This is a genomic window from Streptomyces sp. NPDC005266, assembly GCF_040607655.1.
Lineage (GTDB): Bacteria > Actinomycetota > Actinomycetes > Streptomycetales > Streptomycetaceae > Streptomyces.
The window spans coordinates 101273-115120 of sequence record NZ_JBEXHC010000014.1 but is presented as its reverse complement, the minus strand read 5'-3'; the positions used below and the strand labels follow the sequence as shown (position 1 = coordinate 115120).

9 protein-coding genes and 1 pseudogene are annotated in these 13848 nt (G+C 71.5%); 4 read left to right on the top strand and 6 right to left on the bottom strand.

The window, feature by feature from the left end:
• Positions 1-173 precede the first annotated feature (173 nt).
• Positions 174-479: pseudogene (locus ABZU99_RS23570) on the top strand (pirin-like C-terminal cupin domain-containing protein); the annotation flags it as partial.
• 154 nt (positions 480-633) lie between these two features.
• Here ABZU99_RS23570 and ABZU99_RS23565 read toward each other — a convergent pair.
• Entirely contained in the window at positions 634-2778 is a 2145-nt protein-coding gene (locus ABZU99_RS23565; RefSeq protein WP_355942593.1) for a SpoIIE family protein phosphatase, read from the bottom strand.
• A 120-nt stretch (positions 2779-2898) separates the two neighbouring features.
• On the opposite strand from ABZU99_RS23565, the gene aspS reads away from it, so the two are divergent.
• Positions 2899-4716 carry an aspartate--tRNA ligase gene (gene aspS, locus ABZU99_RS23560; protein WP_356046041.1) on the top strand — a complete coding sequence of 606 codons (1818 nt, stop codon included), beginning with the start codon at positions 2899-2901 and terminating at the stop codon, positions 4714-4716.
• Between the two features lie 70 nt (positions 4717-4786).
• Here the strand turns inward: aspS and ABZU99_RS23555 are convergent, their stop codons facing one another.
• The 3 genes from ABZU99_RS23555 to ABZU99_RS23545 all read right to left on the bottom strand — a co-directional run bounded on the left by ABZU99_RS23555 (position 4787) and on the right by ABZU99_RS23545 (position 8984).
• A complete protein-coding gene (locus tag ABZU99_RS23555; protein WP_355942587.1) occupies positions 4787-5203 on the bottom strand; it encodes a DNA-binding response regulator in 417 nt (138 codons plus the stop codon).
• 103 nt (positions 5204-5306) lie between these two features.
• On the bottom strand, positions 5307-7034 hold the full coding sequence (metG, locus tag ABZU99_RS23550; protein ID WP_356045971.1) for a methionine--tRNA ligase: 1728 nt from the start codon (positions 7032-7034) through the stop codon (positions 5307-5309).
• Positions 7035-7169: 135 nt separating this feature from the next.
• A complete protein-coding gene (locus ABZU99_RS23545) occupies positions 7170-8984 on the bottom strand; it encodes a VWA domain-containing protein (protein ID WP_356045969.1) in 1815 nt (604 codons plus the stop codon).
• Positions 8985-9298: 314 nt separating this feature from the next.
• Between ABZU99_RS23545 and ABZU99_RS23540 the strand changes: the two genes are divergently transcribed.
• Positions 9299-11362, top strand: a complete 2064-nt coding sequence (locus ABZU99_RS23540; protein WP_356045967.1) for a PhoX family phosphatase — start codon at positions 9299-9301, stop codon at positions 11360-11362.
• On the opposite strand, the gene ligD is transcribed toward ABZU99_RS23540, so the two are convergent.
• A complete protein-coding gene (gene ligD, locus ABZU99_RS23535; RefSeq protein WP_356045965.1) occupies positions 11359-12306 on the bottom strand; it encodes a non-homologous end-joining DNA ligase in 948 nt (315 codons plus the stop codon). The two genes, ABZU99_RS23540 and ligD, sit on opposite strands and share 4 nt — an antisense overlap.
• Before the next feature lie 109 nt (positions 12307-12415).
• Here ligD and ABZU99_RS23530 point away from each other — a divergent pair, with 109 nt between their 5' ends.
• Positions 12416-12724 (top strand): hypothetical protein, encoded by a 309-nt coding sequence (locus ABZU99_RS23530; protein WP_355942567.1) that lies wholly within the window; start codon positions 12416-12418, stop codon positions 12722-12724.
• A gap of 10 nt (positions 12725-12734) precedes the next feature.
• Here ABZU99_RS23530 and ABZU99_RS23525 read toward each other — a convergent pair whose 3' ends face one another.
• Positions 12735-13781, bottom strand: coding sequence for an endonuclease/exonuclease/phosphatase family protein (locus ABZU99_RS23525; RefSeq protein ID WP_356045963.1), 1047 nt, complete (start codon positions 13779-13781; stop codon positions 12735-12737).
• Positions 13782-13848 lie beyond the last annotated feature (67 nt).

Here is a 13848-nt window from a genome sequence, read left to right as displayed (position 1 = left end):
AGGGTGACGCATCAGCTTCCGGGGACAGGAACGCACGCCCGCTCCGACTTCAACGCCCTCGCCTACGGCCTCACGGGGCGCGGCAGCGCGGGTCCGGACGCCCTGCGCTCTGCCATGTCGGACGGGCACCCACGAGGGTGACGCATCAGCTTCCGGGGACAGGAACGCACGCCCGCTCCGACTTCAACGCCCTCGCCTACGGCCTCACGGGGCGCGGCAGCGCGGGTCCGGAGCGGCGCCCCTTCCGGACCGGCCTAACGGCCGTCTTCGGCGGCGGCGACGCGCTGACCCTGCGCGCCGACGCGACCCAGGAGTCGCGCAGCCCGAACTTCGAGGTGGTGCTGCTCGGCGGGCAGCCGATCCGCGAGCCGATGATGCACTACGGGCCGTTCGTGATGAACACGCACGCCGAGCCGGCCCAGGCGTTCGAGGACTTTCGCGCGGGCAAGCTCGGCACCGTTCCGGCTGACGCCGGGTGAGCGGGGACGGGCCGCCTCGGCCGGCTGAGCGGCGCCACGTCCGGTGGTGGTGACCGCCGGCCGAGGCGGCCCGCCGGGCGAGGCGTCCCGGCCGAGGCGGCCCGCCGGGCGACGCGTCCCGGCCGAGGCGTCCCGGGTCCGGGCAGTGCCCGGGCTACTCGCCGTCCGACGAGGCCGCGCCCTCCGGCGCGGCCTCGAACAGCTCGTACCAGATGCATTTGCCGTCGCCCCGGGGATCCACCCCCCAGTTGTCGGCGAGCATCTCCATCAGCAGCAGCCCGCGTCCCGACGAGGCGAGCTCGCCGGGACGGCGGCGGTGCGGCAGCTCGTCGCTGCCGTCGGCGACGTCCAGCCGCAGCCGTCTGGCCCCGCGCCGCCCGCTGACCTCGGCGACCAGCAGGGCGTCCCCGTCGGTGTGCACGAGCACGTTGGTGACCATCTCGGAGAGCATCAGCACCGCCGACTCCACCTGGTCCGGGTCCGCCCAGTCGTGCAGCATGTCGCGCAGCTGCTGCCGGGCGCCCGCTATCCGCTCCGATTCGGCCTGCGCGACCGTGACCGCCGTACGCCGCACCGGCGCCGAACCGGGCCCCACCAGGCAGACCTCCGCCTCCCGGCGGATCAGCAGCAGCGCTATGTCGTCCTCGCGCCGGTCCGCGAGATGGCCGGTGGTGTGGTGGGAGGGCGGCCCGTGCACGGCCTGCACCAGGCACTCGGCGAGGGTTTCGAGATCATCGCCGCCGTCGTCGCCGGGCCCGGCGGCCCGCTGCTCGAAGACGGCCCGGATGCGGTCCCAGCCGGTCTCCAGATCGTGGCCGCCGGTCTCGATCAGCCCGTCGGTGCACATCAGCAGCGTCTCGCCGGGCTCCAGCACCACCCGAGTGGTCGGATAGTCGCTGTCCGGGTTGATGCCCAGCGGCAGCCCGCCCGCGGTGGGCCGGATCACCATCGTGCCGTCGGCGAGCCGGACCGCCGGATCGGGGTGGCCCGCGCGGGCGATGTCCAGCGTGCCCGCGACCGGGTCCACCTCCATGTACAGGCAGGTCGCGAAGCGCGGGTCGTAGCCGCCGTCGGCGCCATCGGGCTCGCACAGCCCGGCCAGGAAGCGGGAGGCGCGGGAGAGCACCGCGTCGGGGTGGTGCCCCTCGGAGGCGTAGGCGCGCACGGCGATCCTCAGCTGGCCCATGATCCCGGCGGCGCGCACATCGTGCCCCTGGACATCGCCGATCACCAGCGCGGTACGGCCCGAGGGCAGCCCGATCACGTCGTACCAGTCGCCGCCGACCTGCAGCCCGCCGCCGGTCGGCACATAGCGCGCGGCCACGGTGAGCCCAGGGATGTCGGGCTTGCGGGCGGGCAGCATCGAGCGCTGCAGCCCGTCCGACAGCTCGCGTTCGGTCTCCTGGAGGGCCGCCCGGGACAGCGCCTGGGCCAGCATCCGCGCGATCGTGGTGAGCACCGAGCGCTCGTCGGGCGAGAAGGTCACCGGGTGGGCGAAACCCGCCAGCCACGCGCCGATGGTCCGGCCCGCGACGGTCAGTGGCAGAAAGGCCCAGGAGTGCCGCTTGACGGACCGGGCCTGCGCCCAGGCGGCCGGGAATCGGTCGCGGTACTCCTCCGGCGAGGGCAGATAGACCGCCCGGCCGGTGCGGATCACCTCGGCCGCCGGATAGTCGGCGTCCAGCGCTATGGCGGCGCGGGGATGCCCGGCGCCCGCCCGGGGACCGTGGTGGCCGATCACCGAGATCCGGTCGCCCTGGATGCCGAAGACCGCGAGCCCGTCCGGGGAGAAGCCCGGCATCGACAGGCCCGCCGCGACCCGCAGCACCTCGGCGGTGGACATCGCCTCCGCCAGTGCCCGCCCCGCGTCCAGCAGGAACGCCTCGCGGTTGCGCCGCCAGTCGCCGGTGACGGGGGTCACGGCCGCGGTCGTGCCGGGCAGCGGCTCGGGAACCTCCTGGAGGGTGCCCACCAGGTAGTAGCCGTCGTCGCTGCCGCCGCGCGGGATCGGCCGGGACCGGGTGCGGACGGTGCGCAGCACCGTGCTCTTCTCGTCCATGATCCGCAGCCGCGCCTCGGCCAGAGTGCCCTCGGCCGCCGCGAGCAGCACTATGGCCTTGACCTCCAGCCAGTCCACGGGGTGGAAGCAGGCCCGCGCGGCCGCCTCGGGGAGGGTGACGGCCTCGGCGGGCAGGCCCACCAGCCGGGCCGCTTCCGCGTCGTAGCTGACGGCGCCCGAGACACTGTCCCAACGCCACAGGCCGGTCGCTATGGCGGCCAGCAGGTCCTCGGTGCGCATTGCTATACCTTATGGGGATTTGCCGAGCGCTTACCAGTGAGGGTCGCGGCGCCGGTAGGCTTGCCCAGAAGCTTCGACGAGGGTACGTACGCCTCCCCGACCAGACGACTTGGATGAATGATGCATCGGTACCGGTCCCACACCTGTGGCGAGCTCCGCGCCGCTGACGTCGACACCGACGTGCGGCTTTCCGGCTGGCTCCACAATCGACGGAACCTGGGCGGCATCCTCTTCATCGATCTCCGTGATCACTACGGACTGGTCCAGCTTGTCGTACGCCCCGACACCCCGGCCAACGAGGCCCTGAGCTCGATCACCAAGGAGACCGTCGTCCGCGTCGACGGCCGGGTGATCGCGCGCGGCGCGGACAACGTGAACCCGGACCTGCCGACCGGCGAGATCGAGGTCGAGGTCACCGACGTCGAGGTGCTCGGCGCCGCCGACCCACTGCCCTTCACCGTCTTCCCCGAGGACGGCGTCAACGAGGAGCGGCGGCTGGAGTACCGCTTCCTGGACCTGCGCCGCGAGCGGATGCACCGCAACATCATGCTGCGCTCCGCCGTGATCTCCGCGATCCGGCAGAAGATGACCGCCCTGGGCTTCAACGAGATGGCGACCCCGATCCTGTCCGCCACCTCGCCCGAGGGCGCGCGGGACTTCCTGGTCCCCTCCCGGCTGCACCCCGGCAAGTTCTACGCGCTGCCGCAGGCCCCCCAGCAGTTCAAGCAGCTGCTGATGATCGCGGGCTTCGACCGCTACTTCCAGATCGCGCCCTGCTTCCGTGACGAGGACGCCCGCGCCGACCGCTCGCCCGGCGAGTTCTACCAGCTCGACGTCGAGATGAGCTTCGTCGAGCAGGAGGACGTCTTCGGGGTCATCGAGAAGGTCATGACCGAGCTCTTCGAGGAGTTCGGCCAGGGCCGCCATGTCACCTCGCCGTTCCCGCGGATCCCGTTCCGCGAGGCCATGCTGAAGTACGGCTCCGACAAGCCGGACCTGCGGGCCCAGCTGGAGCTGCGGGACGTCAGCCAGGTCTTCGCGGGCTCCGGCTTCAAGGCGTTCGCCGACAAGCACGTCCGCGCGCTGGCCGTGCCGGACACCGCCGACCAGCCCCGGAAGTTCTTCGACCAGCTCGGCGAGTACGCGGTCGAGCAGGGCGCCAAGGGTCTGGCCTGGGTCCGGATCGGCGAGGACAACAAGCTGACCGGGCCGATCGCCAAGTTCCTCACCGATGAGGACGTCGAGAAGCTGATCGCCGAGGTCGAGGGCAAGCCGGGCACGTCGATCTTCTTCGGTGCCGGTGACTTCGACGAGGTCTCCAAGATCATGGCCCCGGTGCGGGTCGAGGCCGCCAAGCGGGCCGGCCACTTCGAGGAGAACGTCTTCCGGTTCGCCTGGGTCGTGGACTTCCCGATGTTCGAGCGGAACGAGGACACCGGGCAGATCGAGTTCTCCCACAACCCCTTCTCCATGCCGCAGGGCGGTCTGGAGGCGCTGGAGACCAAGGACCCGCTCGACATCCTCGCCTGGCAGTACGACATCGTCTGCAACGGCGTGGAGCTGTCCTCGGGCGCCATCCGGAACCATGAGCCGGATGTGATGTTCAAGGCGTTCGAGATCGCCGGCTACTCCCGGGAAGAGGTCGAGCGCGAGTTCGGCGGCATGCTGCGCGCGTTCCACTTCGGCGCCCCGCCGCACGGTGGCATCGCCCCCGGCGTCGACCGCATCGTCATGCTGCTGGCCGACGAGCCCAACATCCGCGAGACCATCGCCTTCCCACTCAACGGCAACGCGCAGGACCTGCTGATGGGCGCGCCCAGCGAGGTGGACGAGGCCCGGCTGCGCGAGCTGCATCTGTCGGTCCGCAAGCCGCAGGTCAAGCAGGCGGAGAAGAAGGGCGAGAAGGCCGAGCAGCAGGCCAAGAAGCCCGCGGAGTAGGCGAAGCCCCTTGCCGCGCCGCCCGCCCCCGCGCCTCCGGGGCGGGCGGCGCGGCTGTTTCGCAGGGCGGTCACAGCCTCCGGTCCACGCCGCACGGTGCGCCCCGGTCCGCGCGGGCGGCCCGGTGCACCGCGCGCAGTAAGCGCTTCGGCGTGGTCCGGTGCTGCCAGAGGACGGCTCGTACGCCGTACTCCATCACCGCCATCAACTCCGTCTCGCGGAGCTCGCCCGCGATCAGCACCACCCGCTGCCGGCCGCCGCGCACCAGCCGGCGCAGCTCGGCACCCGCGCGTGCGTCCAGCCGCTCGGCGAGCATGACGGCCACGGTCGAGCGGGGCTCGCCGCCGGACGAGCCCGTGCGGTCGATCAGCTCGACGGTGGGCTGGTGCTGCAGATGACGGACGACCCCGGCCCGCGAGAGCGGGTCGGGGCCGTGGACCGTCACCGTGACCCGTGCGTCCGGCACTGCGTTCCCCGACTTCCCCATGGATTGGACTCCACAGGCTCATCGAGAGGGCTAAACGAACGGTTGCCGGGCAGTCAACGCCCTGCGGGGCGCGGGGCCGCGCGGCCCCGGGCTCGCATCCGGGTCACGCGGCGCCGTTCTGCTCGCCGCCGCCGAACTGCTGCCGGTAGGACTCCAGGTCCTCCTCGGTGATCTTCGCGAAGAGCACCGGCGGCACGGTGAAGGCCGTGCCCGCCGGGACCGACGCCAGCGCCTTGGCCTCCTCCTGGCCGACCCACGGCGCCGTGTCCCCCTCCAGCGCGAACGCCGACCGCATGGCCCGCGCGGAGGCCGGAATGAACGGCTCCGAGACGATCGCGTAGAGGTGGATGAGGTTCATCGCCGTCCGCAGAGTGAGAGCCGCGTTCTCCTGGTCCGTCTTGATCTCCAGCCAGGGGGCCTTCTCCTCCAGGTAGGAGTTGCCCGCGCTCCACAGGGCGCGCAGCGCGGCCGCCGCCTTGCGGAACTGGAGCGCGTCCATGTGCTCCTCGTACTCCGCCAGCAGCCGCGCGATCTCCTCGCCGAGACGCTCCTCCGCCTCGCCCGCGGCCTTCCCGGCCGGGACCTCGTCGCCGAACCGCTTCCGGGAGAAGGACAGCACCCGGTTGACGAAGTTGCCGAGGGTGTCGGCCAGGTCCTTGTTGACCGTGGCGGCGAAGTGCTCCCAGGTGAAGGACGTGTCGTCCGACTCGGGGGCATTCGCCATCAGGAAGTAGCGCCAGTAGTCGGCGGGCAGCAGCTCCAGCGCGGCATCCGTGAACACCCCGCGCTTCTGCGACGTGGAGAACTTGCCGCCGTAGTACGTCAGCCAGTTGAACGCCTTGACGTAGTCGACCTTCTTCCAGGCGTCACGGGTGCCCAGGAGGGTGGCCGGGAACATCACCGTGTGGAACGGGACGTTGTCCTTGGCCATGAACTCGGTGTAGCGGACCGTCTTGTCAACGTCGTACCACCACGACTTCCAGTCGCGGTTGTCCGGGTCCTGGTCCGCCCACTCCTTCGTCGCACCGATGTATTCGATCGGGGCGTCGAACCAGACGTAGAAGACCTTGCCCTCGGCCGCCAGATCCGGCCAGGTGTCGGCCGGCACCGGGACGCCCCAGTCCAGGTCACGGGTGATCGCGCGGTCCTGCAGCCCCTCGTTCAGCCACTTGCGGGCGATCGAGGAGGCCAGCGTCGGCCAGTGCTTACCGTGCTCCTCGACCCAGGCGGCGACCTCGTCCGCCAGCTTCGACTGGAGGAGGAACAGATGCTTGGTCTCCCGGACCTCCAGATCGCTGCTCCCGCTGATCGCGGAACGCGCGTCGATCAGGTCCGTCGGGTCCAGCACCCGGGTGCAGTTCTCGCACTGGTCGCCGCGCGCCCGGTCGTAGCCGCAGTGCGGGCAGGTCCCCTCGATATAGCGGTCGGGGAGGAAGCGGCCGTCGGCGTTGGAGTACACCTGACGGATCGAGCGCTCCTCGATGAAGCCGTTCGCCTTGAGCTCGCGCGCGATCGTCTGGGTGATCTGCACATTCTGCGCGGAGGAGCTGCGGCCGAAGTAGTCGAAGGCCAGCCCGAAGCCGTCGTAGATCGCCTTCTGCGCGTCATGCTGCTGCGCGCAGAACTCGTCCACCGGAAGCCCCGCCTCCTTGGCGGCCAGCTCCGCCGGGGTGCCGTGCTCGTCGGTGGCACAGATGTAGAGCACGTCATGGCCGCGCTGGCGCATATAGCGGGAGTACACATCGGCCGGGAGCATGGACCCCACCATGTTGCCCAGGTGCTTGATCCCGTTGATGTAGGGGAGGGCGCTGGTGATGAGGTGTCGAGCCATTGCAGGCTGCTCCCAAGTCGATACCGTCAGTGACTTTCCGCTCTATGAGCCGCCAATATCGTATCCGAGTGGCGGGGGCCACCCGCGCGGCAATTATCCGCCGCGGATGGCCCCCGGTGTCGCCGTCGGTGTCCGTCAGGCCTCTCGGGTCGCCGCGAGCCACCCCGGGAGCTTCCGGATGATCTCTCCGTACAGGTCGGCGTCGGGGACCGACCGCGGGTCGAGCCCGGCGTGGAAGAAGCCCGTGTTGTCGACGGCCCGCTTCTCCGGGACCGCGAGAGCGGCCGAGGTGTCCAGCTTCCGGAGGAAGTCGAACCCCTTCGCCTCCGGCTCCCCGAACGCCACGAACTGCCAGAACAACGGCAGCCCCGCCGCCTCGCACAGCGCCTTCTCGGCGGCCGTCCTGGTGGTGGGCGCGCCGTCGGTCTGGAAGATCACCAGAGCGGGGTCGGTGGCGCCGGACTTCTTGTAGTGGTCGGTCACCGCGTCGACCGCCGCGTGGTAATTCGTCCGCCCCATGTGGCCCAGCGAGGCGTGCAGCTCCTCGATCCGGCCGGAGTAGTTGTCGAGATCGATGTCGGCGGTGCCGTCGATGTCCGTCGAGAAGAACACGACCGGCACGGCGCCGGTGGGGTTCAGCCGCGCGGAAAGCGCGAGCGCCTGCTCGGCGAGGTGCTGGGCCGTGCCGTCCTTGTAGTAGCCCCGCATCGACCCGGACCGGTCCAGCACCAGATAGACGACGGCCCGGGCGCCACCGAGGTTGTGCCGCTCCAGGGCCTCCCCGGCACGGTCGTACAGCCCGACGAGCCCCGGCGCGCGGCGCTCCACGTCAGCGAGCGCGATCGCGGGCGCGACGCAGGCCGTGGCCGTTTCGGCCGCGGGGGTCTCGGGCGCGGCCGCCTGGGCCGCTTCGGCTTCCGCCTTGGCGGGCGCCGGCTCGGCCTTGGTGCCGGCCTTGGTGCCGGCCTTGGTGTCGGCCTTGGTCTTCGCCGCCACCGTTGTCTCGGCGTCGGCCGCGGTTTCGGCCGTCGGCTTCGGGGCGGGCTTGACCTTGGCGTCGGCCTTGGGCTCCTTCTTGGCCTTTGCGGCCGGGGCGGGCTTGGCCGGGGCGTCGGCCTCCACGTCGGGGGCGGCAGCGGGCTTCGCCGCCGCTGCCGCCGCCACGGGCTCGGGCTCAGCCGCGGGGGTTGTTTCGGCTTCCGCCTCGGTGGGCGCCGGCTCGGCCTTGGTGTCGGCCTTGGGGGCGATGTCGGCCTCGGGCTCTGCGGCCGGGGCGGGCTTGGGCTCCGGGTCGGCGGCTGCCGTCACCGGCTCGGGCTCCCCGCCCGCATCGGGGGCCGTTTCGTCGGTCGCGGGCTCGGATGCGGTCTCGTCCTCGGCCTCCGGCTCCGCTTCCGGCTCGGGCCTGGCTGCGGGGGTCGCCTCGTCCTCGGCGTCAGCCTCGTCCTCGGCGTCCGCCTTGGGCTCGACGTCAGCCTCGGCCTGGGTGTCGGCCTCGGCCTGGGTGTCGGCCTCGGCTTGGGCGTCGGCCACCGTCACCGCTGCCTTGGTATCGGTGCCTGCAGTCGGCTTCGGGGCCGACTCGGGCTCCATGGCCTTCGGCTCATCCTTGGCCTTGGCCTTGGCCCTCGGGGCGGGCTTCGAGTCGGCGGGCTCAGTGGCCTCAGCGGCTTCCGGGGCGGCGTCGCCCTGGGCCGGTTCCGCGGCCGGTTCCGGGGACTTGAGGATCTCGTCGAGGCTCTTCAGCGGCTCGGACAGAGCCGGGTCGGCAGGGTGCTTTTCCTCAGCCGGAGACGGAGTCCAGGCCGGAGTCGAAGTCGGAGTCGAGGTCGTCGGAGAAGTCGCGGCCGGTTCGGGGGCCGCCGGGTCGGTCGCCGGCTCGCTCTCCGTCGGGGGCTCGGGCTGGGGGTCCGGGACAACTGCCGCCTCCGGCGCAGCAGTATCGTCCACCCTCGTGGCTCGGGAGCGTCCGAAAACTTTGCGCAGTAGGTCCCGTATGCCCATGGGAGATACCTCTCACGTGTCGAGTGCGGTGCATGGCGGTGCATGACCGTGGTGCCGAAAGGCTAGCGGGCCGGTCAACGGGCTTCTGCCGCCGATTCCGCTCGCACGCCGTTCACCGAGGGTTCAGCAGTACGTCGCCACGGCGCGGTTCTACGCCCATAGCTTCGCCGCCAAAGGTATTCCGACGTCATGTCGGCGCATGCCGCGCCGGCGGACGGCCCATTGCGAAGCCATCGTGACACCCTTACGGAGGGGAAGACGTGCGCAAGCTCCTGCCGCTCATCAGCTCGCACCCGGGCGGTCGTTCCGCGCTGACATGCCGGTACCGCTGTGGGGACGCCTGCTTCCACGAGACGCCGAACACCAGTGACAACGCCTACGTGGGTGATGTCATCGCGGGCGTCGCCTCGCGCCGCTCCCTGCTGCGGGCGAGCGCGGTGGTCACCGTGGCGGCCGCGACCGGGGTCGCGTCCGTGGAGCGGGCGCCGCGGGCGGCCGCCGCGACGACCAACGCCCCGGCCGCCCCGAAGGGAAGGGCGGCCCGTGGCCTCCGCTTCTCGCCGGTCGCGCCCAACACCAAGGACGCCGTGGTCGTCGCCGAGGGGTATGACCAGAACGTCGTCATCCGCTGGGGCGACCCGATCCTGCGCGGTGCGCCCGCCTTCGATCCGGACAACCAGTCGGCCAAGGCGCAGGCCGGCCAGTTCGGTTACAACAACGACTACATGGCCGTGCTGGACGTCCCGGGGGAGCGCGACCACCAGCTGCTCGTGGTGAACCACGAGTACACCGACGAGGTGTTGATGTTCGCCGGGTACGACGCGGCGAACCCCACCCGCGAGCAGGCCGAGATCGGCTGGGCCGCGCACGGTCTGTCCGTGGTGGTGACGGCGGAGGACCGCCGGCTGGGGAAGCTGACCGCCGTACCGCGCCACCGCCTCAACCGCCGTATCACCGCGACGACGCCGTTCCGGGTCACCGGCCCGGCGGCGGGCAGCAAGCTGCTGCGCACCTCGGCCGACCCGTCCGGCAAGAGCATCCTCGGCACGCTGAACAACTGCGGCGGCGGCATCACCCCGTGGGGCACGGTCCTCTCCGGTGAGGAGAACTTCAACCAGTACTTCGGCAACGGCGGTTCGGTCACCGATCCGACGACCGCCGCCCGCCTCAAGCGGTACGGGATCACCGGCGCCGCCTCCGAGCGCAAGTGGGAGCGTTTCGATGACCGCTTCGATGTGGCGAAGGAGCCGAACGAGTCCAACCGTTTCGGCTGGGTCATCGAGATCGACCCGTTCGACCCGGAGTCGACCCCGCGCAAGCTGACCGCGCTGGGGCGCTTCAAGCACGAGGCCGCCGAGCCCCGGCTGACGACCGACGGCCGCCCGGTCCTCTACATGGGGGACGACGAGAAGTTCGACTACTTCTACAAGTTCGTCTCGTCCAAGCGCATGATGAAGGGCAGCAGCCGCACCGCTCGCGAGCACAACCGCACGCTGCTGGACGAGGGCACGCTGTACGTCGCCAAGTTCACCGGCGACAGCCCGTCCGCCGAGATCGACGGCAGCGGCAAGCTGCCGAAGGACGGCGAGTTCGACGGCGCGGGCGAATGGATTCCGCTGGCGAGCGGCACCACCTCGTACGTCGAGGGCATGACGGCCGAGGAGGTGTACGTCTTCACGCGGATGGCCGCCGACAAGGTGGGCGCCACGAAGATGGACCGCCCCGAGGACGTCGAGCCGAGCCCGCGCACCGGTCGCGTCTACATCGCGCTGACCAACAACAGCGACCGCGGCAAGCCCGGCAAGGCCCCGGCCGACGAGGCCAACCCGCGCAACACCAACAAGCACGGGCAGATCCTGGAGTTGACCGAGCGCTGGAACAACCCGGGGTCCCGGCGCTTCACCTGGCGGCTGTTCCTGGTCTGCGGCGACCCCGAGGACCCGTCGACCTACTTCGGCGGTTTCCCCAAGGACCAGGTCAGCCCGATCTCCTGCCCGGACAACCTGACCTTCGACGCGTTCGGCAATCTGTGGATCTCCACGGACGGCAATGCGCTGGGCAGCCACGACGGGCTGTTCGGCGTCGCGACGGCGGGCGACCGCCGCGGGGAGGTCAGGCAGTTCCTGACCGTGCCGACCGGCGCCGAGACCTGCGGGCCGATCGTCCAGGACCGCCGGGTGCTGGTGGCGGTGCAGCATCCGGGCGAGCTGGATGGCGCGAGCGTGGAGAGGCCCGCGTCCACCTGGCCGGACGGACCGGGCAAGCTGCCCCGTCCGTCGGTGATCACCGTCTGGCGACGCGACGGCGGTGACATCGGCTCCTAGGAGCCGGCGTTCTTCAGCCGCTCCAGCCGCTTGCGGGGCGTGCGCAGCGAACGACCCCTGGGGTTCGTACGGGCCCAGGGGTCGTCGCTGAGCCGCTCCTCGACGGTCCGCAGGGTCCAGCGGTCGGCCGCCAGCTCCGGATCGTCCAGTTCCGCCGCGTCGACCGGAGTGGCGACGGGGGCGCCGGGCCGGGCGCGTACCGCGTAGGGGGCGACCGCCGTCTGGGCGTAGGCGTTGCGCTGGGTGTCGAGGTAGAGCCGGCCGCGCCGCTCGGCCTTGCGGGCCGCGGTGGTGAGCCGGTCGGGGTGGCGGGTGGCCAGGACGCCGGCGGCGTCGCGGGCGAAGGCGCGTACGGTGTCGAAGTCGGCGCGGCGGTCGAGCGGGACCACGACATGCAGCCCCCGGGAGCCGGTGGTCATCAGCAGTCCGGGCAGCCCCAGCTCGCCGAGCAGCCCGCACATGCGCCGGGCCGCCCAGCGCACCTCCTCGAATCCGGATCCGCCGGCCGCCGGCTCGTCCGGCGGGTCGAGGTCGAAGACCAGCCGGTCGGGGTGGTCGGGCCGGTCGACTCGGGAGAGCCAGCGGTGCGGGGTGATGCACGCCTGATCGGCGAGGTAGAGGAGGGTCGCGGTGTCGTCGCACACCACATGGGTGACCTCGCCGCCTTCTTTCGGGACAACGGCCCGCCGCACCCAGTCCGGAAAGTAGTCCGGAACGTTCTTCTGCATCAGCGGTTTTCCGCCGATTCCGTCCGGATGGCGTTCCATCATCAGCGGACGGTCCCGCAAGTGGGGGACCATCCGCCGGGAGACCGCGTGGTAGTACGCGACGAGATCGAATTTGGTGATCCCGTCGTCGCGGAAAAGCACCTTTTCCGGACGCTTGATCTCCAGCGTGCGGCGCCCGGCCCTGACCTTCCGCGCATCGGTCCGTTTCGCGGTCATATGGGACGCGGGTAACCCAGGGGACGCATGACTAAACTCCGAAGTCCAAAAGGACCGAAGGGGGAAGTGGGGAAGTGGGGGAAAACGGAATAGTGGGGAAAGCGGGGGAATGATGCGCAGCAGACTGCTGCAGAGCCCGCTCGCGCTGATGGACACCACAATGGACCAGCCGTACGGGCGTGGGCTGCGCGCCGTCGAGCTGGTCAATGACACCGGGCCGCGGCTGGAGGTGCTGCTCGGCGCCTTCGCCCGGCGTGGCGAACGCGATCATTGCGAGGCCGTCCACCCGCTCAATCTGCTGTGGAACGCGCTCGCGGAAGAGAACGCGCGGTGGCGGCGCGAGCGGCGCTGGCCAACGGACGGCCTGGAGCCGGAGCCGTTCGAGCTGGGGAGTCCGTACGAGCTGGGCGAGAGCTGACGCGCGGAGGTCACCCCGGGCCCTGGCGTCCGTACAGGTCCAGCTCCACCAGCAGCGCCCGGTGGTCCGTATCGCGCAGATCCATAAAGCGGGCGGTGCGGGGCCGTAGCGCGTCGCTGACCAGGACATGGTCGATCTGAGCGCCGAGCACCGGGGCCGTGGCGCTCGGCCAGCTGGGCGTCCGTGACACCCCGGTGGTCCGTGCGCTGTCCCGCATGCCGGTGTCCAGCAGCGCGCGGAAGGCGGCGTGGTCCTGGGTGGCGTTGAAGTCGCCCGCGATCAGGGTGGGTTGGCCGCCCCGACCGGCGGCGTAGGCGCGCAGTCGCCCCAGCTCGGTGCGCCACACGTCCAGCTGCCCCGGCATCGGCGGCATCGGATGGGCGACCTGCAGCCGCAGCCGCTGTCCGGCGATCCGGGTGACCGCGCCCGGCATCGCCAGTTCGCCGCGTACCCCCTTCTCCTTGGCCAGCGGGTAGCGGCTCAGGAGGGCCGAGCCCTGGGCAGGGCGGCCGGTGACGACGATCCGGTACGGATAGGACTTGTGGACGGCCGCCGAGTTGAGCGCCGCCGCGCACCGCACATCGCACTCCTGGACGGACACCATGTCCGGCTGCTCCCGGCGCAGCGCGGCCAGCAGCCCGTCGGTGGCCCCGCCGAACTCCAGGTTGGCGGTCAGCACCCGCAGCCGGGCAAGGACCCGACCGTGCGGCGCGGGCGCGGGTCCGCCGTCGTACGGCTGGACGTACCACCCGGTGGCCACCGCGGCGAGCAACGCCCAGCCGCACCCCAGCGGCCAGCGCGCGGCCGCGCTGAGCAGCAGCCCGAGCGCCGCCGGGAGCAGCAGCCAGGGCAGGAAGGCGAGCAGCTGCGGTATGGGCGTGATCCCGTCGGTGTCCGTGGCCCGGCATCCCACCACCACGCTCACCACAGCCAGCGGCGGGATCGCGGACCAGGCCGTCACCCGCCGCGCCCGGCTGTCGGGGAGCGAGACGAGGCGGCGGGCGCCGGGCTGCCGCCGGGATGCGGCGGCGTGGTCCTCGGCGAGTGTCGTCTCCAACGCTGGGCCTCTCGATCGGGGCGGGGCCCACATTCTCTCCCGCGCCTGAGCGGGCGAAGGTGTGGAC